This is a genomic window from Pseudofrankia coriaricola, assembly GCF_001854805.1.
Taxonomy (GTDB): Bacteria; Actinomycetota; Actinomycetes; order Frankiales; family Frankiaceae; genus Pseudofrankia.
The window spans coordinates 19,693-40,880 of record NZ_MBLO01000236.1 but is presented as its reverse complement, the minus strand read 5'-3'; the positions used below and the strand labels follow the sequence as shown (position 1 = coordinate 40,880).

General features: G+C 74.8%; 17 protein-coding genes. 11 read left to right on the top strand and 6 right to left on the bottom strand.

Going from position 1 to position 21,188, the window contains the following annotated elements; genetic code table 11:
* Nucleotides 1–17: 17 nt before the first annotated feature.
* Complete coding sequence (locus BCD48_RS31320) at nt 18–1,103, bottom strand: oxygenase MpaB family protein (protein ID WP_241842138.1); 1,086 nt, start codon at nt 1,101–1,103, stop codon at nt 18–20.
* A gap of 294 nt (nt 1,104–1,397) precedes the next feature.
* On the opposite strand from BCD48_RS31320, the gene mptB reads away from it, so the two are divergent.
* The 9 genes from mptB (at nt 1,398) to BCD48_RS31275 (ending at nt 13,237) form a co-directional block, all read left to right on the top strand.
* Entirely contained in the window at nt 1,398–3,434 is a 2,037-nt protein-coding gene (gene mptB, locus BCD48_RS31315; protein WP_241842137.1) for a polyprenol phosphomannose-dependent alpha 1,6 mannosyltransferase MptB, read from the top strand.
* Nucleotides 3,435–3,471: 37 nt separating this feature from the next.
* Nucleotides 3,472–4,629 carry a galactose-1-phosphate uridylyltransferase gene (gene galT / locus BCD48_RS31310; RefSeq protein WP_071051991.1) on the top strand — a complete coding sequence of 386 codons (1,158 nt, stop codon included), beginning with the start codon at nt 3,472–3,474 and terminating at the stop codon, nt 4,627–4,629.
* Nucleotides 4,630–4,809: 180 nt separating this feature from the next.
* Nucleotides 4,810–6,132, top strand: a complete 1,323-nt coding sequence (locus BCD48_RS31305) for a galactokinase (RefSeq protein ID WP_083419481.1) — start codon at nt 4,810–4,812, stop codon at nt 6,130–6,132.
* A gap of 995 nt (nt 6,133–7,127) precedes the next feature.
* The gene (locus tag BCD48_RS47550) at nt 7,128–8,732 is read left to right on the top strand and encodes an ATP-binding protein (RefSeq protein WP_083419494.1); all 1,605 of its coding nucleotides are present in this window, start codon (nt 7,128–7,130) and stop codon (nt 8,730–8,732) included.
* 210 nt (nt 8,733–8,942) lie between these two features.
* Entirely contained in the window at nt 8,943–9,362 is a 420-nt protein-coding gene (locus BCD48_RS31295) for a roadblock/LC7 domain-containing protein (RefSeq protein ID WP_198543478.1), read from the top strand.
* The gene (locus BCD48_RS31290; RefSeq protein ID WP_071051988.1) at nt 9,359–9,733 is read left to right on the top strand and encodes a DUF742 domain-containing protein; all 375 of its coding nucleotides are present in this window, start codon (nt 9,359–9,361) and stop codon (nt 9,731–9,733) included. Before BCD48_RS31295 ends, BCD48_RS31290 begins: the two co-directional genes overlap by 4 nt.
* Nucleotides 9,714–10,397: a GTP-binding protein gene (locus BCD48_RS31285; protein ID WP_491677183.1), complete on the top strand. Its 684-nt coding sequence runs from the start codon at nt 9,714–9,716 to the stop codon at nt 10,395–10,397. Before BCD48_RS31290 ends, BCD48_RS31285 begins: the two co-directional genes overlap by 20 nt.
* Before the next feature lie 63 nt (nt 10,398–10,460).
* Nucleotides 10,461–11,720: a cytochrome P450 family protein gene (locus BCD48_RS31280; RefSeq protein WP_071051987.1), complete on the top strand. Its 1,260-nt coding sequence runs from the start codon at nt 10,461–10,463 to the stop codon at nt 11,718–11,720.
* 269 nt (nt 11,721–11,989) lie between these two features.
* Nucleotides 11,990–13,237, top strand: coding sequence for a cytochrome P450 family protein (locus tag BCD48_RS31275; protein WP_071051986.1), 1,248 nt, complete (start codon nt 11,990–11,992; stop codon nt 13,235–13,237).
* 115 nt (nt 13,238–13,352) lie between these two features.
* Here the strand turns inward: BCD48_RS31275 and BCD48_RS31270 are convergent, their stop codons facing one another.
* Nucleotides 13,353–14,588: a hypothetical protein gene (locus tag BCD48_RS31270; RefSeq protein WP_071051985.1), complete on the bottom strand. Its 1,236-nt coding sequence runs from the start codon at nt 14,586–14,588 to the stop codon at nt 13,353–13,355.
* Nucleotides 14,589–14,717: 129 nt separating this feature from the next.
* Between BCD48_RS31270 and BCD48_RS31265 the strand changes: the two genes are divergently transcribed.
* Entirely contained in the window at nt 14,718–16,457 is a 1,740-nt protein-coding gene (locus BCD48_RS31265; RefSeq protein WP_071051984.1) for a DNA polymerase ligase N-terminal domain-containing protein, read from the top strand.
* Nucleotides 16,458–16,523: 66 nt separating this feature from the next.
* Here BCD48_RS31265 and BCD48_RS31260 read toward each other — a convergent pair whose 3' ends face one another.
* Nucleotides 16,524–17,867, bottom strand: coding sequence for an FAD-dependent oxidoreductase (locus tag BCD48_RS31260; protein WP_071051983.1), 1,344 nt, complete (start codon nt 17,865–17,867; stop codon nt 16,524–16,526).
* Entirely contained in the window at nt 17,864–18,220 is a 357-nt protein-coding gene (locus tag BCD48_RS31255; protein WP_071051982.1) for a hypothetical protein, read from the bottom strand. Before BCD48_RS31255 ends, BCD48_RS31260 begins: the two co-directional genes overlap by 4 nt.
* Before the next feature lie 231 nt (nt 18,221–18,451).
* Here BCD48_RS31255 and BCD48_RS31250 point away from each other — a divergent pair, with 231 nt between their 5' ends.
* The gene (locus BCD48_RS31250; RefSeq protein WP_071051981.1) at nt 18,452–18,826 is read left to right on the top strand and encodes a YccF domain-containing protein; all 375 of its coding nucleotides are present in this window, start codon (nt 18,452–18,454) and stop codon (nt 18,824–18,826) included.
* A gap of 56 nt (nt 18,827–18,882) precedes the next feature.
* Here the strand turns inward: BCD48_RS31250 and BCD48_RS31245 are convergent, their stop codons facing one another.
* Both BCD48_RS31245 and BCD48_RS31240 read right to left on the bottom strand, forming a co-directional pair.
* Nucleotides 18,883–19,608 carry a TetR/AcrR family transcriptional regulator gene (locus BCD48_RS31245; RefSeq protein WP_083419479.1) on the bottom strand — a complete coding sequence of 242 codons (726 nt, stop codon included), beginning with the start codon at nt 19,606–19,608 and terminating at the stop codon, nt 18,883–18,885.
* A 27-nt stretch (nt 19,609–19,635) separates the two neighbouring features.
* A complete protein-coding gene (locus BCD48_RS31240) occupies nt 19,636–21,183 on the bottom strand; it encodes an MFS transporter (RefSeq protein ID WP_083419478.1) in 1,548 nt (515 codons plus the stop codon).
* Between the last annotated feature and the right edge of the window lie 5 nt (nt 21,184–21,188).

The following is a 21,188-nucleotide window of genomic DNA, read 5'->3' as shown; positions in this document are numbered from 1 at the left end:
GCCAGCGGCTGGGGCAGTCAGACCAGCCGCTGGCCAAGCCGGCGGCGCAGGCGCATGTCCAGGAGCAGCACGTTGTAGGGGAAGAGGCGGGCGAACCGGGGCAGGCGGCGCTGGACGGCGCCTAGCCGGCGCAGCGTCCGGTCGAACCTGGCCTGGTCGGCCGCCGACCAGGCCAGCCCCATCTCCTCGCGGAACCTGGGCGGCAGGAAACCGGTCGTCACGAACACCACGAGGCGCCGCGGGCCCAGGCTGAACGGCCAGCGCATCCCACGGCCGGTCACCAGGCCGTGCAGGTAGGCGCGGACGGTCGGGTCCATCGCGACCCGGCCGAGCGCCTCCTCCCAGTACAGGTCGAACGCGACCCGGTCGGTGGGCCACATCGGCTGGCGCACCTGCAGGGTCGTGCCGAAGCGGGCGGCGTGCCGGTAGAACGCGTCCGCCGCCGGCGGCTCGATCGGGCCGTGCAGCCGGGTGTGGACGTCGACCGCGCCCTGGTACATGCACGCCGCGACCCAGAGCTGCAGTTCCGGCCACAGCGCGTTGTAGCGGACGGAGCTCGCCGAGGTGGAGCGGACCTGCCGGTGCGCCGCGTTGACCGCGTCCCGGTAGCGGGCCCGCTCCTCGTCGCTGCCGAGCATGGAGACGGCGACGTAGGTCAGCGTGGTGCGGAAGCGCTTCACCGGGTGGTGGGTCAGCCGGCCGCCGGCCACCCGGCTCTCCACCACGCCGTGGCCGACGGGCGCCCAGCTCAGCTGCATGACGACGTTCGCGACACCGGCGAGGAACGCACCGAGGCCGTCGAGGTACTCACGCACGTCGAAACCGGCCGGATCGGGACCGAGCACGCGGGGACGGGCCGCGTCGGCGTCGGCGTCGGCGTCGGCCGCGCCGGGACGGGCGGGGCCGGGGATGGCCGGGTCGAGGACAGCCGGGTCGAGGACCGCCGGGTCGAGGACGTCCACCGTGGGGCTCGCCGCGCCGACGGCCGTGGCGGCGGCGAGTGCGGCGGCGGACGCGGATGACACGTCGCCGGGCGGGATGACGGTGGCGGGCGCCGCCCTGGGGGCCGGGATGTCCCCCGCGGCAGCCGGGGCCCTCGTCACGTGGCGTCTCCTTTCGCCCTGCGCGCAGGCGGGCGCGTCGACCAGTTCTCGACGTCCATCACCGAGTCTCGACGTCCATCACCGAGGTTAGAGGAGGGACTGGGCGTCGATATCGCGCTCCGTGTCGCTGGCTTCACCCGTGCGGCGAGATTCGCGCGATCCGTGGTCGAGCTGTGACCCGATGCTCGTGGCCTCGCGGTCAAGGTGACGGGTATCACGTCGACGATGGTGGTGACCTCTCCGGTTCCGGTCTGTTCATTCCGGGTCCGCTCCGGCGCCGTCTGGGCGTGCGGCATGGCTGGCAGCGTTCTCGTCGCGATGGGAGATACCAGGCCGGACAGGCAGACCAGGGGTCGCGACGTCCGTGACGTGGCGAACGCCGGCGGAACCGGGGCCGACGGCGCGTGGCCTGTCACCGGCGACGCGCCGATCGGCTCCGGCAGCGCGCCAACGGTCACCGGCAGCGCGCCGACCGACAGCGCACCGACCCACAGCGTGCCGACCGACAGCGCGCCGACCGACAGCGCGCCGACCGACAGCGCGCCGACCCACAGCGCGCGGGGCGACGGCGCGCCGACCGGCGGGGCGCGGGGCGACGGGGCGAGCGCGCGTGGGCGCCGGGCGCGGCACCTCGGTGCGCTCGTGCTCGCCGGGGCGGTCGGCGCCCTGGGTGCCACCCTCGTCGTCATCACCGGCGGGCGCCTCGCGCTCGGCCCCGTGGTGCGCCCGCCGACGGCCTGGTTCGGGCTGCTCGACCCCGTCGCGACTGACAAGCCGTCGCTGCTGCCGGTGGTGCTGCTCCTTGGCGCGACCCTGCTCGTCGGCGCCTGGTGGTGGGCGTGCCGGCGCAGCCAGCGCGGCGAGTTGTCCCTGCGCGGCGTCGCGGCGCTGATCTGCTGCTGGTCGGCCGCGCCGCTGTTCGGCCCGCCGATCCTCAGCCTCGACGTCTACAGCTACGTGGCCCAGGGGGCGATGCTTTCCGCCGGGCTCGACCCCTATGCGGCGGGGCCCGCGCTGCTCGGCAGCCACCCGGCGGCGCTGGCCGCCGACCCGATCTGGCAGGACACCCCGTCGCCGTATGGCCCCGTCGGCCTGGGGCTCTTCCACGCGGTCACCGCGCTGACGGGTGGCCGGGTCGTCCGGTCGGTCATCCTGCTGCGGGTCGTGACCACCGTCGCGGTCGCGGCGCTGGCCTGGTGCCTGGTCCGCGCGGTGCCCGCGCACCGCCGCCCGTGGGCGCTCGCCGCCGGCGTCGGCGGGCCGGTCGTGCTGCTGGAACTGCTCGGCGCCGTCCACCTCGAGGCGGTGATGATGGCGCTGGCCGCGGCCGGGCTGCTGGCCGCGCTGCGCGGGCGGGTCGGGCTCGGCCTCGCCCTGCTCACCGCCGCCGCCCTGACCAAGTGGCCGGCCGCAATGATCATGGTCGTGCTGCTGGCCCGCCGCTGGGCCGATCTCGCGGTCGGCCCGGCCGCCGCGGCGGAGCCGGAGCCAGAGCCGGAATCGGCGCCGAACCCCGCGGATGGGCCATCGCCGGGTGCCCCCGTCAGGACACGGACGGCGACCGGGAGCCTGGCCGGGCGCGGGCTCGCCCTCGGCCGGCGGCTCGCCGCGGCGATCACCGCCTCGGCGCCGGTGCGCTGGGTCGGCGGCGGCGGTACGGACCGGCGCTGGGCCCTGCCCGGCCCGTCGACGAGGGGACCCGTGGCGCGGGTGCTCACGGCCATGATCCGTGACCTCGCCGTGATCGCCGCGACGGCGACCGTGCTGTCGCTGCTGCTCGTGCCCGACGGGCTGGGCTGGGTACGTGCCACGTCGACACCGTCGCACGGGCTGAGTCTCTACTCGCCCGTGTCTGCGCTCGCCAACCTGCTCGCCATCGTGACCGACACACCGGGCCCCGCGCTGCCGGGCAGCGACCTTCTCGGCCTCGCCCGCGCCGCCGGGATGGCCGGGGCCGCGCTGCTGATCGGCTGGCTGCTCATCACGGTTCGCCGCCGGGACGTCCCGGCCACCTGCGGCCTCGCGCTGCTCAGCCTCGCCCTGCTCGGGCCGGTGCTCTACCCGTGGTACCTCGTCTGGGGCATGGTCCCGCTGGTCATGGCCAGAGGCGTGCCGCGCCGCCGGGTGCTCATGGCTGTCGGCGCCGCCGGGGCGTTTCTGTCGGTGCCGCATCCCGAGGTGCTCTTCGTCGGCGAGCCGGAGGTGACGTCGTGGTTCGCGCGGGAAGGCCCGGTAGTCCTGATTGTCCTGCTGGTGTGCGCGGGCGTCGGGCTGATCGCCCGGCGCAGGCTGGTCAGCGGTACCCGCGCCGAGGTCTACCGGTCGATGTGATCGGGCGTCCCGGTAGCGTCTAGCCCGTGACGACGGCGTGACGGCGGCTGACGCGGCCGCGCCCGGCGCGACCCGGACGGCGGTGCTGCTGTCCGACGGCCGGGAGCTCATCTACTTCGACGACGAGCCGGGCCGCCGCCGCGGAGAGCCCGACAGGCGCGGCCTCGCGCCGGTGGCCCGGCCGCCGTCCCAGCTGCGCCACGACCGGCTGACCGACGAGTGGGTGGTCATCGCCGCGCACCGCCAGGGGCGGACCCATCTGCCGGCGGTCGCCGACTGCCCGCTGTGCCCCAGCGGGCCGGCCCGGGAGACCGAGGTCCCCGAGGACTACGACGTCGCCGTCTTCGAGAACCGTTTCCCCGCCCTCGGCGTGCCGGCGGTCGGCCTTCCGGCGGTGGGCCTGACCGGCCCCGGCGAGGGCGGCCCGTCCGCGTCGGGGCAGGCCCGGCGGGGGGACCGGGCCGGACCGTTCGCCGGCCAGCCCGGTGACGGGCGCTGCGAGGTCGTCTGCTTCACCGCCGACCACGACGCCTCGTTCGCGGCGCTCACGCCACGCCGGGCCGCCACGGTGCTCGCGGCCTGGACCGACCGCACCGCGGTACTGGGCCGCCTGCCCGCCGTGGCGAGCGTGTTCGTCTTCGAGAACCGCGGCGAGGAGATCGGGGTGACGCTCGGCCACCCGCACGGCCAGATCTACGCCTACCCGTTCGTCCCGACGCCGCTGTCCGCGATGATCCGCGTCGCGCGTCGCCTCGGCCGCTGCCAGCACTGCGAGGCCGTCGCCGCCGAGGAGGCGGCCGGTGCCCGCCTCGTCGCCTCGACGGACGCCTGGGTCGCGTTCGTGCCATACGCCGCCCGCTGGCCGTTCGAGGTGTCGATCTACCCGCGCCGGCACGTGCCCGACCTGCCCGCGCTCGACGAGGACGAGCGGGCCGAGTTCCCGTCGCTCTACCTGGACGTCCTGCGCCGCTTCGACCGGGTGCTCGGCGTGAAGATGCCCTACATCGCCGCCTGGGAGCAGGCCCCCGTCCGGGCCGGCCGGCGCTGGGCGCACCTGCGCCTGCGCGTGTTCTCCAACCGGCGTGCCCCGGACAGACTCAAGTACCTCGCCGGCAGCGAGTCCGCGATGGGGGTCTACGTCAACGACATCGAGCCCGAGCACGCCGCGTCCCTGCTGCGCGCCGCCGCGTGCTGAGCCTAACCTCCCAGATCGGCTTCCGGACCTCCCAGATCGACTCCGCAAGCTCCGTCGATCCGGCAGGAACCCCGGATCCGGCAGGGACCCTGCTCTGCACCTGGTTCCGGGTCGGGGCGCGGCGGGGTGCCCACAGGTGGGGGTGTGGATCGTCCCGCCAACGTCGGGCGTTGCGTAGACATGACGGACGGCCAGGCCGCCGGGGGTGGTGGCGCCAGGAGTGCGGAGGTCGCGCTGGACAGTTCCGTCCCGCCCCGTCCCGGAGAGCCTGGCGAGCCGGCGGGCGGGCCACGCCGTTCCAGGATGCGTCGCGGCCGGCCCGCCGGACGGGGGCCGGTTACGGCGGTCGCCTTCGGGCCGGGGCGGGTCAACCTCGTCGGGGAGCACACCGACTACAACGACGGCCTGTGCCTGCCGTTCGCGATCGAGCTCGGTGTCACGGTACGGGCGCGGCCCTCGCTGGACGGCCTGATGCGGATGCACGCCGTCGACATCGGCTCGCACGACGTGTTCCCCGCCGTCGCGCCCCCGCGCGTCGAGGGCTGGCGCTCGTTCGCCCGCGGGGTGGTCGCCTTGCTTACCGAGGCCGGGTACTCCATCCGTCCCGCGCGCCTGACGATCACCGGCACACTGCCCCGGGGCGCGGGCCTGTCGTCGTCGGCGGCGCTCGAGGTCGCGCTGGCGCTCGCGCTGCTGGCGCACAGCGGGCACGGCGAGCCGGACCGTCGCCAGCTCGCCGGGCTGCTGTCCCGGGTGGAGAACGAGTGGGTCGGCGCGCGTACCGGCCTGCTGGACCAGACCGCCTCGCTGTTCGGCCGTCCCGGCCACGCGCTGTGTCTGGACGTCCGGGCCCTCGGCGCCATCCCCGCCCCCGGCCAGGCGCCCGGCGGCGTTCCCGCTCCCGGCCCGCTGCCCGCGCCGCCCGCGTCGGCCGCCCGGGCGAGCGGCGCGGACGGCGGGCGGGCGACTCCGGGTGCCGAGCCGGCGGCGACGGGCATCGAGCCGGTGCGTCTCGACCTGGGCCGGTGGCGGCTGGTGACGGTTGACTCCGGGGTCCGGCACGCCATCGCGGCGTCCGGCTACAACACCCGCCGGGCCGAGTGCGCCCGCGCCTGCGAGCTGCTCGGGATCGGTTCGCTGCGCGACGCCGACCAGGACGCGCCCGGCCGGCTGCCCGAGCCGCTGGGCCGCCGGGTGCGCCACGTGCTGGCGGAGAACGAGCGGGTCCGCCTCGCGGTGGCGGCGCTGCGGGCCGGCGACCTGCCCGAGCTCGGCCGGGTGCTCGACGCGTCGCACGCCAGCCTGCGCGACCTCTACGAGGTGTCGGTGCCCGAGGTGGAGGCGACGGCGGCGCGCCTGCGGGCCCTCGGCGCTGCCGGCGCGCGCATGGTCGGCGGCGGGTTCGGCGGGTCGGTCCTCGCGCTCTTCCCTCCGGGCAGGCGCCTACCAGCCGAGGCCATGCGCGTCGCCCCAGGTGGCCCCGGCCGCCTGCTGCCCCGCTGACGCCGGACGCCGTCGCCGGTCCCTGACCGCCGGCCCGCCGCGGGTGCTCGGCCCGCCGCGCCCGCTCGCCCCGCCGGTGCCGCTCGGACGGCTCGAACCGCTCGCGAGCTCACCGCCTCCGAACTCACCGTCACCGAGGTCGCGTGGCGCGCCCGCTCGTCCGGGCAGGTGCCCGCGAGGCATCTCGGGCGCCCGGCCGCGCCGGGGAACGCCCCGGCACGACGGTTGGCCGCCGACGCAACGACGAGAAAACGTCGACACTCCGGACGTGTCTCCACTGTAGGCATCCGTGTTGTGGCGCGGGCCGTGCCCGTTCGCGCGCAGCCATGGGCCGCGCCGCCGGCGGTCGCGGCCTGTGACGAATGTGCCGAGGCGGCGCGGGTCAGCGCGGCCGATGCAGGGGGACGCCCCTCAAGGCTGAAGATCCCGATTTGTCCAGTTCTAAGTGCCGGCGCACCGCGTCGGTTCCGTCGAAATGTCCGGATGCGTGAGAGGGCCTGTCTCTGACAGCGATTCCGGAACAGTTTGGCTCTGATGTTCAGAGTGACCACCCGATTATCACCGGTGGCCAATCCGGGCCGCCCAACGGGTGCGCGCCAATACCCAGTGTCCATCGGCGTGACAACGTGAACACATGTCACTCACTCGGCCGTGGCCGGGTGGCCGGTGGCGGCGCCAGCTGCATGCGGCCGGTGCGCGTGGTCTCCCTAGCATCGGGTGACGGCCGGCATATGGGCGACGCCCACGCGGCCGGCCGGCTCCATCGCGTGGCCGGCGGATGGCCGAGGAGTGGTCGCGGTGTGGGGGAAGCCTGCGAGGCACGGCGCGCCTTTGCCGCGCATTCAGCGCCGGCCCGCGCGGCCACCGCGCCCGCCGGCGAATCCTGAGCTTTTGTTGGACGGTTTCTTTGCCGCGCCGGCCCGGTCCCGCGCCGTCGGCGTGGCCGCGGCCGCCCGGGCTGCCGTGACGACGAGTTGGACGAGGAACTGATCGCGATGCCACGTGTACTCGAGCCCGCTCGCGGGCGGGCCGACACCTTCCCGGCCGGCACGTCCACCCCGGCCGGCACGTCCACGCGCCGCCAGCCCGTCCTCGGCGCGAACCGCACCGTGTTGCTGTCCGCGCTGCTGGTCGTCGCCGTCGCCGCGCTGTGCGCGGTCGCGACGGCCCCGTCGTCCGCGCGGGTCTCCGTCGGAGTCGCGGTGCTCGTGGGCCTGGCCGCCGCGGCCGTGATCGTGGTCCTCGCGATCCGCCAGGCGGACGGCACGGCGCGGCTCGTCGAGCGGTTGGCGGCCCTCGACGCCCTGACGGAGCGGCGGGCCGCCGGCCTTGCCCAGCTGGCTGACGACACCCTGCCGAAGATCGTCGCCCAGCTCCGCGACGGTGTCTCGGCCGAGGAGGCCATGGCGGGCGGGCCACCGCCGGCCGACCCCGCCGAGCAGCGAATCCTGCGCACCCTCGCCGAGGAGGTCGGCCGCGGCGAGCGCATGCGCGCCGCCGCGATGGCCGCCTGCGCGAACGCCGCCGGCCGGGTCCAGGCACTGGCCACCAGCATGCTCGCCGACCTGCGCGACATGGAGGACCGGCACAGCGAGGAGGTCCTCGGCGACCTGCTGCGCCTCGACCACAGCGTCTCCCAGGCCGGCCGGCTCGCCGACTCCATCGCGGTGCTCACCGGGGCCCGCTCCGGCCGGCGCTGGACCAAGCCGATCGTGATGGAGAGCATCCTGCGCGGCGCGCTCGGCCGGATCAGCGCCTACCAGCGGGTCCGGCTGCACTCGACCAGCACGGCCGCCGTCGCCGGCTACGCGGCCGAGGGCGTCATGCACGCGCTGGCCGAGCTGATGGACAACGCCACCAGCTTCTCCCCGCCGTCGGAGGAGGTGCACGTCTACGTCGAGGAGGTCCAGGCCGGCCTCGTCGTCACCGTCGAGGACGGCGGGCTCGTCATGGGCCCGGCGGCGCTGCGCCGGGCGGAACGGGCCGTCTCGGCCGAGGCGCTCGACCTGACCACGCTGTCCGGCACACGCCTCGGCCTGGCCGTCGTCGGCGTGCTCGCCCGCAAGTACGGGCTCACCGTCTCCTTCCGCCCCTCCTCCCGGGGCGGCACCGGCGTGATCGTCATCATCCCCCGCCAGCTCATCACCCAGCCGCGGCCGGACGGTGCGCCGCTGCCCGGGGCACATGTCACGGCGGCACCGGGCGTGCCGGCCGGCGGGCGCGGCGGCCGGCAGGCAGTGGCGGAGCGGCCCGGTGAGCCCGCGCCGGCGGCACCTCCGTCGCGGGACGCGGCGCACCCGGCGGGTACGCCCGAGCCGCTGCCCAAGCGGGGCCGGGGCGAGACGCTCGCGGGCGCCGCGCGGGCGGCGGCGCTCGCGACGTCCCCTGGCGGCCCGCCTGCGGGTCAGGACGGCCGCCCGGCCGCTCCCGCGGTGTCACCAGGCGAGCGGTTCGGCGCGTTCCAGCAATCGCGCGCGCGTGCCCGGTCCGGCGAGACCGGGCCGACCGGCAGCGCCGGCCAGCAGCCGGCGGGCGACACCGACGCCGCTGGTGCCGCTGACGCCATCAACGCCACCGACTCCCGTGAAGCGGCGCCATGACGTCCGGGAGACCGGCGGGCCGGGTCAGGCAAGGCCCATGGCCACCAGGCGGGCGCTGACGCGGCGCCCGGCTCGCCAGACGCCCACGCCCCGCCCGTCGCCAGCCAGGAGGCGAACCGGGCCTTCGAGTTCCCGGACCAGACAGCCAGATAGGAGGCAGGGGCCGACCGGCCGCGGGCAGCGGTCCCGCGGCGGCCCTTACACCCGATGATGAAGACCAACGAGCGCGACCTCGACTGGCTGCTCGAGAGCCTCCTCGAGCGCACCCCGGGTGCCCGGCACGCGCTGGTGCTGTCGCGGGACGGTCTGAGGATGTGCCGCACGTCCGGGCTCACCGTCGACCAGGCAGACCAGTTGGCGGCCATCGCGTCGGGCATCCAGAGCCTCGCGCACGGCGCGTCCGTCGAGTTCGGTGACGGCAACGGCGGGGTCCGTCAGTCCATGACCGAGTTCCACGGGGGCCTGCTGTTCATCGTCGAGGCCGGCGAGGGCGCCCACCTCGCCGTCATCGCCACCGAGGACGCGGACGCGGGCGTGATCGGCCACAACATGAACGAGCTGGTCGAGCAGATCGGCGAGTATCTCAGCGCGCCAGCGCGTGACCTGAGGGCCACGGCGGCTCCGGCGTGACCCGCGGCCACATCGACCGGGAGAACCCGGACCGGCTCTACACGATCACCGGTGGGCGCAGCCGCGCCGACGCCGACGTCTTCGACCTGGTCACGCTCGTCGTCGCGGAGTGCGACCCCAGCCCGGGGATGCAGTCGGAGCACGTCGGGATCCTGCGGTTCTGCCGCTCCGCGCGCGCCGTCGTGGAGATCGCCGCCCACCTGCGCCTGCCGATCAGCGTCACCCGGATCCTGCTGTGCGACCTGCTGGACGCCGGCCGCATCGTCGTCCGCCAGCCGGCCAGGTCCGCGCCGCGCCGCTCGGCGGTCGAACTCCCTTACGCCCACCCAGAGCTGCTGAGAGAGGTGCTCGTTGGACTCCGCCGGCTCTAGGATCGCCGCGCCGCCGCTGGCCGGGCTGGCCCGCCTCTCGGGGCGCGTCGACCCTGGCATGCCGCAGATGCTCGCCCCGCTGCGCGACACCGTCCGCGAAGGCATGAAGATCGTCGTCGTCGGTGGGTTCGGCGTCGGCAAGACCACGATGGTGCGCGCGGTCAGCGAGATCCGCCCGCTGTCCACCGAGGAGGTCATGACCGAGGCGGGGGTCGGCATCGACGACACCGCCGGGCTGCGCGGGAAGAGCACGACGACGGTCGCCTTCGACTTCGGCCGGATCAGCCTCGACGACCACCTGGTGCTCTACCTGTTCGGCGCGCCCGGCCAGGAGCGGTTCTGGTTCCTGTGGGACCGGCTGTTCGCCGGCACGCTCGGCGCCGTCGTGCTGGTCGACACCCGCCGGGTCCAGGACTCCTGGTACGCGATCGACCGGCTGGAGCACCAGAAGGTGCCGTTCGTCGTCGCCCGCAACAACTTCGGCCCGCCGACGCACTCGCTCGACGAGGTGCGCGACGCGCTGTCGCTCAGTCCCGAGGTGCCGCTACTCGACTGCGACGCCCGCGCCCGCGAGTCGAGCAAGACGGTGCTGATCGAGCTGGTCAACCACGTGCTGACGCTGTCCACCGCCGCCTACGGCGCGATGGCGGGGCACCCCCAGTGAATCGAGGTCGCCCGGCGAGAGCGGCCGTCATCACCACTGCTACGACCCAGACTGGAGACCGCGATGACCGAGGCGAACGTCGCCCTTGAGACTGCGGGCTCAGCTGCGTCGCCGAACCGTTACCCGGCGCACGTCGGCGCGGCCCGGCTCTACGGCGACGAGTTCCACCGCGACCCGGCGGCGGTGTACGACCAGCTGCGGGCGCGCCACGGCGCGGTGGCCCCCGTGCTGATGGACGGTGACATCCCGGCGTGGATCGTGCTCGGCTACCGGGAGTTCGCCTACGTCCTGGAGAACCCCGAGCTGTACACCCGGGACTCGACGCTGTGGAACGCCTGGGACCTCGTCCCGTCGGACTGGCCGGCGCTGCCGATCGTCGTCGGCCGCGACACCGCGGTGTGGCTCGGCGGCCTCGCGCACGAGCGCCGGTCCACCGTGCTGCACGACGGGCTGACCGTGGACCCCTTCGAGCTGCGGGCCCGGTGCGAGCGGATCGCCGACGAGCTGATCGACACGTTTGCCCCGACGGGCGAGGCCGACCTGATCAGCCAGTACGCGGAGCTCCTGCCGGTGCACGCCTTGGGCGCGGTGCTCGGGATCCCGCCAGCCGACTGCCGCGTGTTCACCCGGGACGTCATCACCGTGGTGAACGGCGCCCCCGACGCCCAGGAGGCCTTCGTCCGGTGGCGCGCCGGCCTGCAGCGGCAGGTGGTGGCACGCCGGGAGAACCTGGGGTTCGACGTGCTCTCGCGCCTGTTGACGCACCCGGCGTCCCTGACCGACGGCGAGCTTCTCGAGGAAATGGTGACCGTGTTCTCGCTCGCGCACGAGATGGTCTCGTCGTGGATCGGGAACTCGCTGCGGCTCATGCTCGGCGACCCGAGGTTCGCGGCCACGATGTTCGGCGGGCGGCGCAGCGTCGGCGACGCGATGGCGCAGGTGCTGTGGGAGGACACGCCCGCGCAGAGCCTGACCGGCCGCTGGCTGTCCCGGCCGAGCCAGCTCGGGAGCTACCAGATGGCGGCCGGTGACATGGTGATCCCCAGCGTCACGGCCGCCAACGCCGACCCAAGGGTCCGCCCGAGATCGGGGATCGTCGAGACCGCCGGCAACCAGGCCCACCTGTCCTACGGTCACGGCGAGCACCGCTGCCCGCTGCCAGCCCAGGAGATCGGCGAGGTCATCGCCGAGACAGCCGTCCGGGTGCTGCTGGATCGGCTGCCCGACGTGACCCTGGCGGTCCCCCTCGAAGACCTGGTGTGGCGGCCGACGATCTGGATCCGCGGCCTCACGGCCCTTCCGGTGGTCTTCGGGCTGGCCTGACCGCCGCCGCTGACAGCGTGCTGGCGGGCCACCGGGGTGATCCCGGGGCCGCCCGCCGGCCGTGGCCACCGACCGGGCGCTGTGGCGTCGGGCGCGTCCCGACGTCCGTCGGCCCCGCCCGACGGACATCACCCGTTTGTGACACCCGCGAGGTGGCGCGCCCACAGGCCCGTCCGCGCCACCGTGACGTCCGCGCACGGCCGTCCGCCCGCCCAGAGGCGGCTGGTGAACTCGGTTGATGACAGGTTGTGGATGGTGGGGGAGACCCGATGACTGATCTGACCACCGCCCCGGACCGGGCGGCCGCCTTGGCCAGCCGCTACCCGGCGCACGTGGGCGCGGCCCGGCTCTACGGCGAGGAGTTCCACCGGGACGCGGCCGGGCTCTACCGGGCGCTGCGGGCGCGGCACGGCGCCGTGGCCCCGGCCCTTCTGGAGGCCGACCTCCCGGTCTGGCTCGTGCTCAGCTACCGGGAGATGCACTACGTGCTCACCCGCCCGGAGCTGTTCGACCGGCAGACGCCGTGGAACGCGCTCGACCTCGTCCCGGCGGACTGGCCGCAGCGGTGGGTCCTCGGCACCGAGTCGGTCATGCGGTCGAGCGGCCGGGAGCACGAGCACCGCTCGACCGTGCTCCACGACGCGCTGGCCGCCGTCGACCAGCTCGAGCTTCGGTCGCGCTGCGAGCGGATCGCCGACGCGCTGATCGACGAGTTCGCCGCCGACGGCCGGGCGGAGCTGATGAGCCAGTTCGCCCTGCAGATACCCGTGCGCGTGGTGTCCTGGATGCTGGGCATCCCGCTGGCGGAGGCGCCGGCCGTGGTGCGAGACCTCATCGTCCTGATGGACTACACGGCCGAGGCGCCGGCCGCCTACGGGCGGCTGCTCGCCCGTATGCGCGACCTGATCCGGCAGCGGCGCGAGCGGCCCACGTTCGACGTCACCTCCCGGATGGTCCACCACCCGCTGGCGGCATCGGACGACCTGCTGGTCGAGGACGTGCAGTACGTGGTCAGCGGCGGGCAGCAGCCGACGGCGTACTGGATCGGCAACACGCTGCGGCTGCTGCTCACCGACACCCGGTTCGCCACGACGCTCGTCGGCGGGCGGCGCAGCGTCGGCCAGGCGATGGGCGAGGTCCTCTGGGAGGAGCCGCCGCTGGCGAACCTGAGCGCGTACTGGGCCGCCCGTGCCTGCCAGCTGGGCAACCACCAGATCCGGGCCGGCGACATGCTGGTCCTCGGCATCGCGGCCGCGCACGCCGACCCGCACATCCGCCCGGACCAGACCGCCGGCGTCGGCGGCAACCAGGCGCACCTGGCGTTCGGCCACGGCCCGCACCGCTGCCCGTTCCCGGCACAGGAACTGTCCGAGGTCATCGCCGAGACCGCCCTCGAGGTGCTGCTCGACCGGCTCCCCGACCTGAGCCTGTCCGTGCCCGCCGACGAGCTGCGCTGGGAGGAGTCGATCTGGTTCCGGGGCCTGACGAGCCTGCCCGTCGTCTTCACCCCGGCCTGACCGGCGTCGCGGAGCCACGCGCCCCGTCCCAGCGGAGCCGGCGCGGCGGCGCGGGCTTCCCGTGAGCTTCACCGCCTCCTGAGGGGCGCGGCGCCGCTCGCCACTACGACCGCTACTACTGCGCGGCGGCGGGCTTCGGCTTGGGGCCTGTCGAGCGCATGTTGACGAGGCGGCCGAGCAGGTCGAACCAGAACGGCGCCCCGGCGGTCAGGGCCGCGACGGTGACCAGCCATCCGAGCGCCTTCAGCGCCCAGTCCCCGACGCCGTCGGGGACCGCCCTGGGGTCGGTGGCCGCGCCGGCGCGGGTCCAGCCGAACGGGAGCTGCAACGCGCCGATGTCGCGCACCGCCGACACCTTCGTCTCGTCGGGGCGCTCCCCGGCCGAACCGTCCGCGTCGGCGGGAGTGGAGGTCTGCGCGCGGGTCTCGGCGGACGCGACGGCGACCGCGCGCAGCGCGCTGTCCTGCCAGAGCGCCCGCGTCAGGCCGATCGCGTCCAGGTTGAACGCGACGGTCAGGACGACGGCGTAGACGAGCAGGAACTTGCCGACCCGGCGTTTGTACCAGCCGGAGAGCCGGTCCATCGCGGCGTCGTACCACTGGGCAAGCTCCGCGACCAGCTTGTCCCGGTCGGCGCCCACGCGGGCCGCGGCCGCGGTCAGCGCGGTCTTGAGCGGCGACTCCGGCAACAGGGCGATCTCCGCTCCCAGCGGCAGTATCGCCGTGTCCGGCGACTGGGCGAGGAGCGCCACGATCGCGGTGGTGACCGCGCGGCCGGACTCGCAGCTGGCGGGCATCGCCGTGTGCAGCGCCTGGGCGGTCGCCGGGGTCAGGCCGTCGTAGGCGGCGCGGTAGGCGGCGGCGTACGCCGCACGCTGCTCGTCGGTGACGTCGGTCGGGAAGACCCCGGCGAGCTCGGCTGGGCTGGCGCGGTGCAGCAGGGCCCGCGCCGGCGGCTCGACCATCTCGAGCACGGCGCGCGCGAACGCCGTCGACGAGACATAGGTCGGCAGCCGCAGGTCGCGGGCCCGCCGGACGGCGCCCAGCCAGCCGCGGGCCGGCGGCACCGCGGCGACGGCGGGGACACCGGAGCCCCCGCCGGTCCGCATGGCCCGCAGCGGCCCGTCCATCAGCTCGGCGGTGATGTCCCGCGGCGGCGCGGCGCCGTCCTGGGAGGGCGCCGCGGGATGGGCGGCCTCCGAGGCGAGGCGGCGCAGCTCGGCCTCCAGCTGGCGTCCCCGATAGTTGAAAAAGCCGAGCACGGCCTCGTTCACCCGTGAGACGGCGACACTGAAGACGGCGAACACCAGGGCAAGCCCGATGAGCACCTGCAGAACGGCGGAGTCCGGCATGACACACCTCGTTCGCATACGCCGCAAGGAAGAGCGGCCTGCGCATTTCTACCGGAACCGCCACGCGCGCCGATCAGGTGGCGGGCGTTCACCCGCGGGCGCCCCGCCGCGGCGGGGTAGGCAGGAGAGATGACGGGGGAGGAGCCGAGCCCGCTGGACGCCTATCGCGCCCGGCGCGACCAGGCGCGCACCCCCGAGCCGGTGCCCGCCGCGCACCCGGAGAACGCGTCCGGACCGGCGGCGACGCCGGGGGAAACACCGGAGAAGGCGCCGGGTGATACGCCGGGTGAGACGCCGGGCGGCGGGGACCGCGAAAGCGGGGTGGTCGACCACACCGGTGACGACCAGGCGGGGCGGGGCGACACCTTCGTCATCCAGGAGCACCACGCGCGGGCGCTGCACTGGGATGTCCGGCTGGAACGCGACGGGGTGCTCGTCTCCTGGGCGGTGCCGAAGGGGCTGCCGGTGGACCCGCATACCAACCACCTGGCGAAACAGACCGAGGACCACCCGCTCGAGTACGCGGGCTTCGCGGGCGACATTCCGCGCGGTGAGTACGGCGGTGGGTCCGTGAAACTCTGGGATCGCGGCACCTACGAGCTGGAGAGCTGGACCGCGGACAAGGTGAAGGTCGTGCTGCACGGCGAGCGGGTGCGCGGCCGTTACGTCTTCTTCCGCGCGGGTGGCCGGCCGGGGCGGGAGACCGGTGCGACCGGCGCGGCGGGCCGGCGCCGCGGCGCGCCGTACGGGCCGGACGACTGGATGGTGCACCGGATGGACCCGCCCCAGGACCCGACCCGCGAGCCGATGCCGGCGGCGCTGGAGCCGATGTACGCCGTCGCCGGTCCGCTGCCGTCGGGGCCCGAGTGGGTGTACGAGGTCAAGTGGGACGGGATGCGGGTGCTCGCGTTCATCGAGGGCGGCCGGGTGCGCGCCCGCAGCCGGGCGGGGCGCGACGTGACGGCCGCGTTCCCTGAGCTGAGGCCGGTCGGCGCCGCGCTCGGAGCGACGCAGGCTGTGCTCGACGGCGAGATCGTCGCCTTCGGCCCCGATGGCCGGCCCGACTTCTCCCTGCTGGCGCACCGGATCCACGTCGCCGACGCGGGCGCTGCCCGCCGGCTGGCCCGCCAGATCCCGGTGAGTTACCTCGTCTTCGACCTGCTCTTCCTCGAGGGGCACGCCACGACCGGCCTGTCGTTCGACGAGCGGCGCGACCTGCTCGCCCAGTTCCCGGGGCTGACGCTGTCGGACACGCTGCCGGGCGACGGGCCGGAGGTGCTGCGCGCGAGCGCCGCCGCGGGCCTGGAGGGCGTCATCGCGAAGCGCCGCTCGTCGGTCTACCAGCCCGGCCGGCGTGCCGCCGACTGGGTGAAGACGAAGAACATCCGCACCCAGACCGTGGTGATCGGCGGCTGGGAACCGGGTGCCGGCCGGCGGGAGGGCCGCATCGGCTCGCTGCTTGTCGGCATCGCGGACCCCGGCGTCGCGGACCCCGGCGGGCCGCGTCTCGGTGGGGCGCGTCTCGGTGGAGCGGAGGGTGGCGAGACCGGTGGCGACGTCGGCGGCGGGATCGCGTTCCGGTACGCCGGGCACGTCGGGACGGGCTTCTCCGATGCCACCCTCGACCTGCTCGCCAGCCTGCTGGAGCCGCTGCGGCAGGACACCCCGCCGTTCCCGGACGTGCCGGCCCAGCGTGCCCGCAAGGCCGTCTGGGTGCGCCCCGAACTGGTCGCCGAGGTCGAGTACGCCCACTGGACCCCCGACGCCCGGATGCGCCACCCGTCCTTCAAGGGCCTGCGCGATGACCTGACTCCCGCCGACACCGCCCGGGATCCTTCCCCGATCGGCGAAGCCGGACCGATGGCGTGACCCGGGGTCGATGGCGGTGCCCATACCGATGTATGGCCAGGCCGGGCCTCTGACCGCGTTCCTGGCCTAGCGCGGCGAGGCTGGCACGGATGTCGGCAGGTGACGCGTCACCGGCATGTCCACGTGCTCGGGGCGCAGGCCGACGCCGACCAGGCGGCCGGCGAGGCCCCGCAGGGCGGGCTGGCGGTCAAGCAGCCGGACGGACAGGGGTGCCCGCACCGGCGTGTCGGCCGCGAGCGCCGGGCCGATCAGGCCGCGGCCGAGCCCGCGCTGCAGCAGCTGGGTGCCGGCGGTCGGGAACCACCGGCGGCGCTGGAACGCGCGGAGCACCCTCGTCACCTCGGCCGTCCCGGCACCGGAACGCAGCGGGCCGGCGAGCATCCGCGCCGCGGCGACCGCGTCCTGTACCGCCAGGTTGATCCCGACCCCGCCGACCGGCGACATCGCGTGCGCCGCGTCGCCGATGAGCAGCACGCCGGGGGCGTGCCAGCGGCGCAGCCGGTCGACCCGCACGGGCAGGAAGGCGATGTCGTCGACGTCGGCGAGCGCGCCGACCCGGCCCGCGAGCCAGGGCGCGAGCGCGGCGATACCGGCGCGCAGCGCGCCCATCCCGGCCGCGAGCGTCTCCTCCCTGCCGTCCTTCGGAATGAGGTATGCCGTCTGCCAGTAGTGGCCGCGGTCGAGGAGCACCAGCAGCCGGCCGGCACCGACCTGCGCCGCGATCCCTTCCGGGTCGTCGGGCCAGCGCGGCAGCCGGAACCACAGCACGTCCATGGGCGCGCCGAACTCCTGGCGGGTGAGCGCGCGCCCGGCGGCGCCCAGAGCCGCGCACACCGTCGAATGCCGCCCGTCCGCCCCGATGACCAGCCGGGCGCGGATCTCGACCCGGCGGGGTGCGGCCCCCGGCATGCCCGACGGCGCGGCGGGAGCGGCCGCCACGACCCCGCGGGCCGGGCCGCCCGGCGTGTCGAAGACCAGGCCGGTGGCCTCGTGGTTCCGCAGCAGCAGGAAGGTCGGATACTCCGCGGCCGCCGCGGCGAGCATCTCCAGCAGGTCCCACTGCGGCAGGAAGAGCACGTACGGGTGCGCGATGCGCAGCCGGGAGAAGTCGGCGACCCGGAAGGTGCCGTCGGCGAAGGTCGCGGTTAGCGCGTGTACATGCCGGCCCGGCAGGGCGTCGACCCGGTCGCCCAGCCCCAGCTCGTCGAGCACGTCCAGGGTGGACGGGTGGACCGTGTCGCCGCGGAAGTCGCGCAGGAAGTCGGCATGCTTCTCCAGCACCGTCACCCGCACTCCCGCGCGGGCGAGCAGCAGCCCGACCAGCAGCCCGGCGGGCCCGGCGCCGACGACGCAGACATCGCAGGAGCCGGGGTTGTCGGCGCCTCGGCGGGTGAAGCCGTCGGCGCTCACCGGGCGGCCCTCGTCCCGTGCGACCGGGTGTGGGCCGACCGGGTGCCACCACGGCGCCGACATGCGGGCCGGAAGTGCGGCGGCTCCGGCGGCGTAGGGTCGGGTGGCAGGTGGGGGCCCGGCTCGGGGTGCGGGCCCGGCTCGGCCGGCGTCGGCTCGGTCACGTTGAACAGCGGTGCGTCGAGATCCTGGTCGGCGTCCTGGCGGGCGCGCGATGCCGCCGGCGAGGTCAGCCAGTCCGCGAGCCACCACGACGGGCGCGACGCGGGGCTCCGCCGCGGTCGCGTGGCCTTCTGCCGGGCGCGGCTTCTCGACTCCCGCTCGGCCGTCGGCGGGGTGAACGAGTCGCTCATGATTCCCCTGTACCCGCGTTGGCCCAGGCGTACCGGGTGACGGCGTTCCGAGGGCCCTGGCCAGGCGGGCGCACTGACGGATGCCGGACATCGGTGTGGACGTCGCGACCGGTGGCCAGAATACTGACGGCCGCGTCGGTACTGACGCCGCGTCGAGACTGACCAGAGCGTCGGGCTGACGGGAGCGCCGGGGAACGCCGGCGATGGGAACGCCGAGGAGAGGAGGACGCGATGCGCCTCGTGCTGAACCTGATCTGGCTGGTGCTCTGCGGGCTGTGGATGGCGATCGGCTACACGGTCGCCGCGTTGGTCTGCTTCATCCTGATCATCACGATCCCGTTCGGGATCGCGTCGTTGCGGATCGCGAACTACGCGCTCTGGCCGTTCGGCCGGACGGTGGTCGACGACCCGGAGGCCGGCGCGCCGTCGCTCGTCGGCAACGTGCTGTGGGTGGTCTTCGCCGGGTGGTGGCTGGCGCTCGGCCATCTCGTCACCGGGTTCCTGCTGTGCCTGACGATCATCGGCATCCCGCTGGGCCTGGCCAACTTCAAGCTGATCCCGGTGTCGCTCCTCCCGCTCGGCAAGGAGATCGTCCCCGCTCCCTGACACGGCTCGCCGGGGAGAGCGGCTGACGGAGGTTGGCTGGCTGGAGCGGCCCGGCGTCAGCCGAGGCGGAGCACGGGGCTGGCGGAGACGAGCTGCTCCCAGTCGCTCTGCGTGACGGGGCGGGTGGCGAGCGGGCGCTCGCCACCCGGGCGCAGGCCGTCGACGAGCAGGTCCAGGTAGCGGCGCCAGATCACCGGGGCGGCGTGCTGGGTCGCGTCGATCAGGCCGGTGACCGACCAGACGACCACGCCGACGTCGTACGGGCCGACGTCGGCGCGGACCCGGCCGGAGGCCCTCGCGTCGGCGAGGATCAGTTCGAGGGTGCGCACGTACTCGTCGCGCAGCGGCCGGGCGACGGCCGTGTCCCACAGCCGGCCCGAGCGGACACCGTCGGTGGCGTGCTGCTCGGCCATCGCCCGGATGAACATCTCGAGGCGCTCGGCCGGCTCCGGGTGGGCATAGGCGGCCTGGGCGGTCGTCAGCAGCTGCTCGAAGAACGGGCGGGCCAGCTCGTCGAGCAGCGCGTTCTTCGTCGGGAAGCGCCGGTAGACGGTGCCGATCCCGACGCCGGCGCGGCTCGCGACCTCCTCGACGGTGAACGCGCCGCCGTGCTCCCGGTAGAGCTCCAGCGCGGCGGCCAGCACCCGCTCCCGGTTGCGCGCCGCGTCGCAGCGCAGCCGCTCGGCGCGCGCCGGCGTCCGCGCCGGTGCGACGGACGCCGGGACCGGCCCCGCCGAAGCCGGCGCGGCCGAGACCGACGCCGCCGAGGCCACGGAGGTCATGTCACCAGCCTAGGCCAGAGAACCTGATCAGCTCGCCGCCGGAGCGGCCACGGCCTCGCCGGCCGCCGCGGCGGCCGGCGCCGACGAAGCCGTCTCGCCGGTCCGACCCGACCTGGCCCGCAGGGTCGGGACCAGCGCGCCGGCCAGCGCCGCGGCCAGCGTCGCCACGCCCAGCAGCACCAGGCTGGTGACGTAGCTGGACTCCTTCGGGTATCCGCTCGGCAGGGCGCCGGAGGCGAGCACGCTCGCGACGATCCCGCTGCCGATCGACCCGCCGATGGTGCGGATGTTGGCGTTCATGCCGGTGGCGGCGCCGGTCGTCTCGATCGGCACGGACTGGATGATCAGGTTGGCCATCGAGGAGAACGCCAGGCCGATGCCGATGCCCTGCACGCCCGACATCACGATGAAGTCCCACGGCGAGCCGTGGTCGACGACCAGCAGGGCACAGGCCGCCGCCGCCACCACGGAGCCGACCACCAGCGGCAGTTTCGAGCCGAACCGTTCGGTGATCCGGCCGATCAGGACGCCGACGACGAGCATCGCGACGGTGCCCGGCAGCATGTACAGGCCCGAGAGCGTCACCGACGCGCCGAGGCCGTAGCCGACGCTCTTCGGTGTCTGCATCATCGGCGGCACGACGATGAACGTCGCGTACATCCCGATGCCGAGCAGCAGCGCGGCGGCGTTCGTCCACCACACCGCCGGGATCCGCATCACCTGCAGGTCGATCAGCGGCACCGCCGAGCGGCTCTCCACCAGCACCCACACGGCGAACAGCGCGACCGCGGCGACGAACAGACCGATCGTGCCGGCCGAGGCCCAGCCCCAGGTGGAGCCCTTGGACAGGCCGAGCAGCAGCGCCACCAGCCACGCGGCGAGCGCGCCCGCCGCCGGCAGGTTCACCGAGCCGGTCGCCCGCACTGGCGACTCGGGGATGAAGAAGATCGTCGCGACCAGCGAGAGCCCGGACACCATCAGCGGGAACCAGAACAGCCAGTGCCACCCCAGCGACTCGACGATCGGTCCGGCGAGCACGACGCCCAGGCCGCTGCCGATGCCGAGCATGCCGGACATCAGGCCGATCGCGGCGGGGACCTTGGCAGCCGGGAACTCGTCGCGGATGATGCCGAACGACAGCGGGAAGATCGCGCCGGCCATTCCCTGGATGACCCGGGCGAGGATGAGCAGACCGATCGAGTCGCTCAGCCCCGAGATCAGCGAGCCGACGCTGAGCGCGGCGAAGACGACCATCAGCATCAGCCGCTTGCCGAACAGGTCGCCGATGCGGCCCAGGATCGGCGTGGCGATCGACGCGGAGAGCAGGAACGCGGTCAGCAGCCACGAGACCGTCACCTGCGAGGTGTGCAGGTCGTGCTGGATCACGGGCAGCGCCGGCAGGACCAGCGACTGCAGCACCGTGTACGCGGATGCGCCGAGCGCGAGCGTGACGAAGATCACCGTCGTGTTGCCCCGCCCCGGCGTGTGCGGATTCGGGTGCGCACCGATGGCCGGGCGGTCGCCGGTGGCGGCGCCGGGGCTTGATGACGCGGCGCTGCCGGGTTCGGCGGACATGGGGC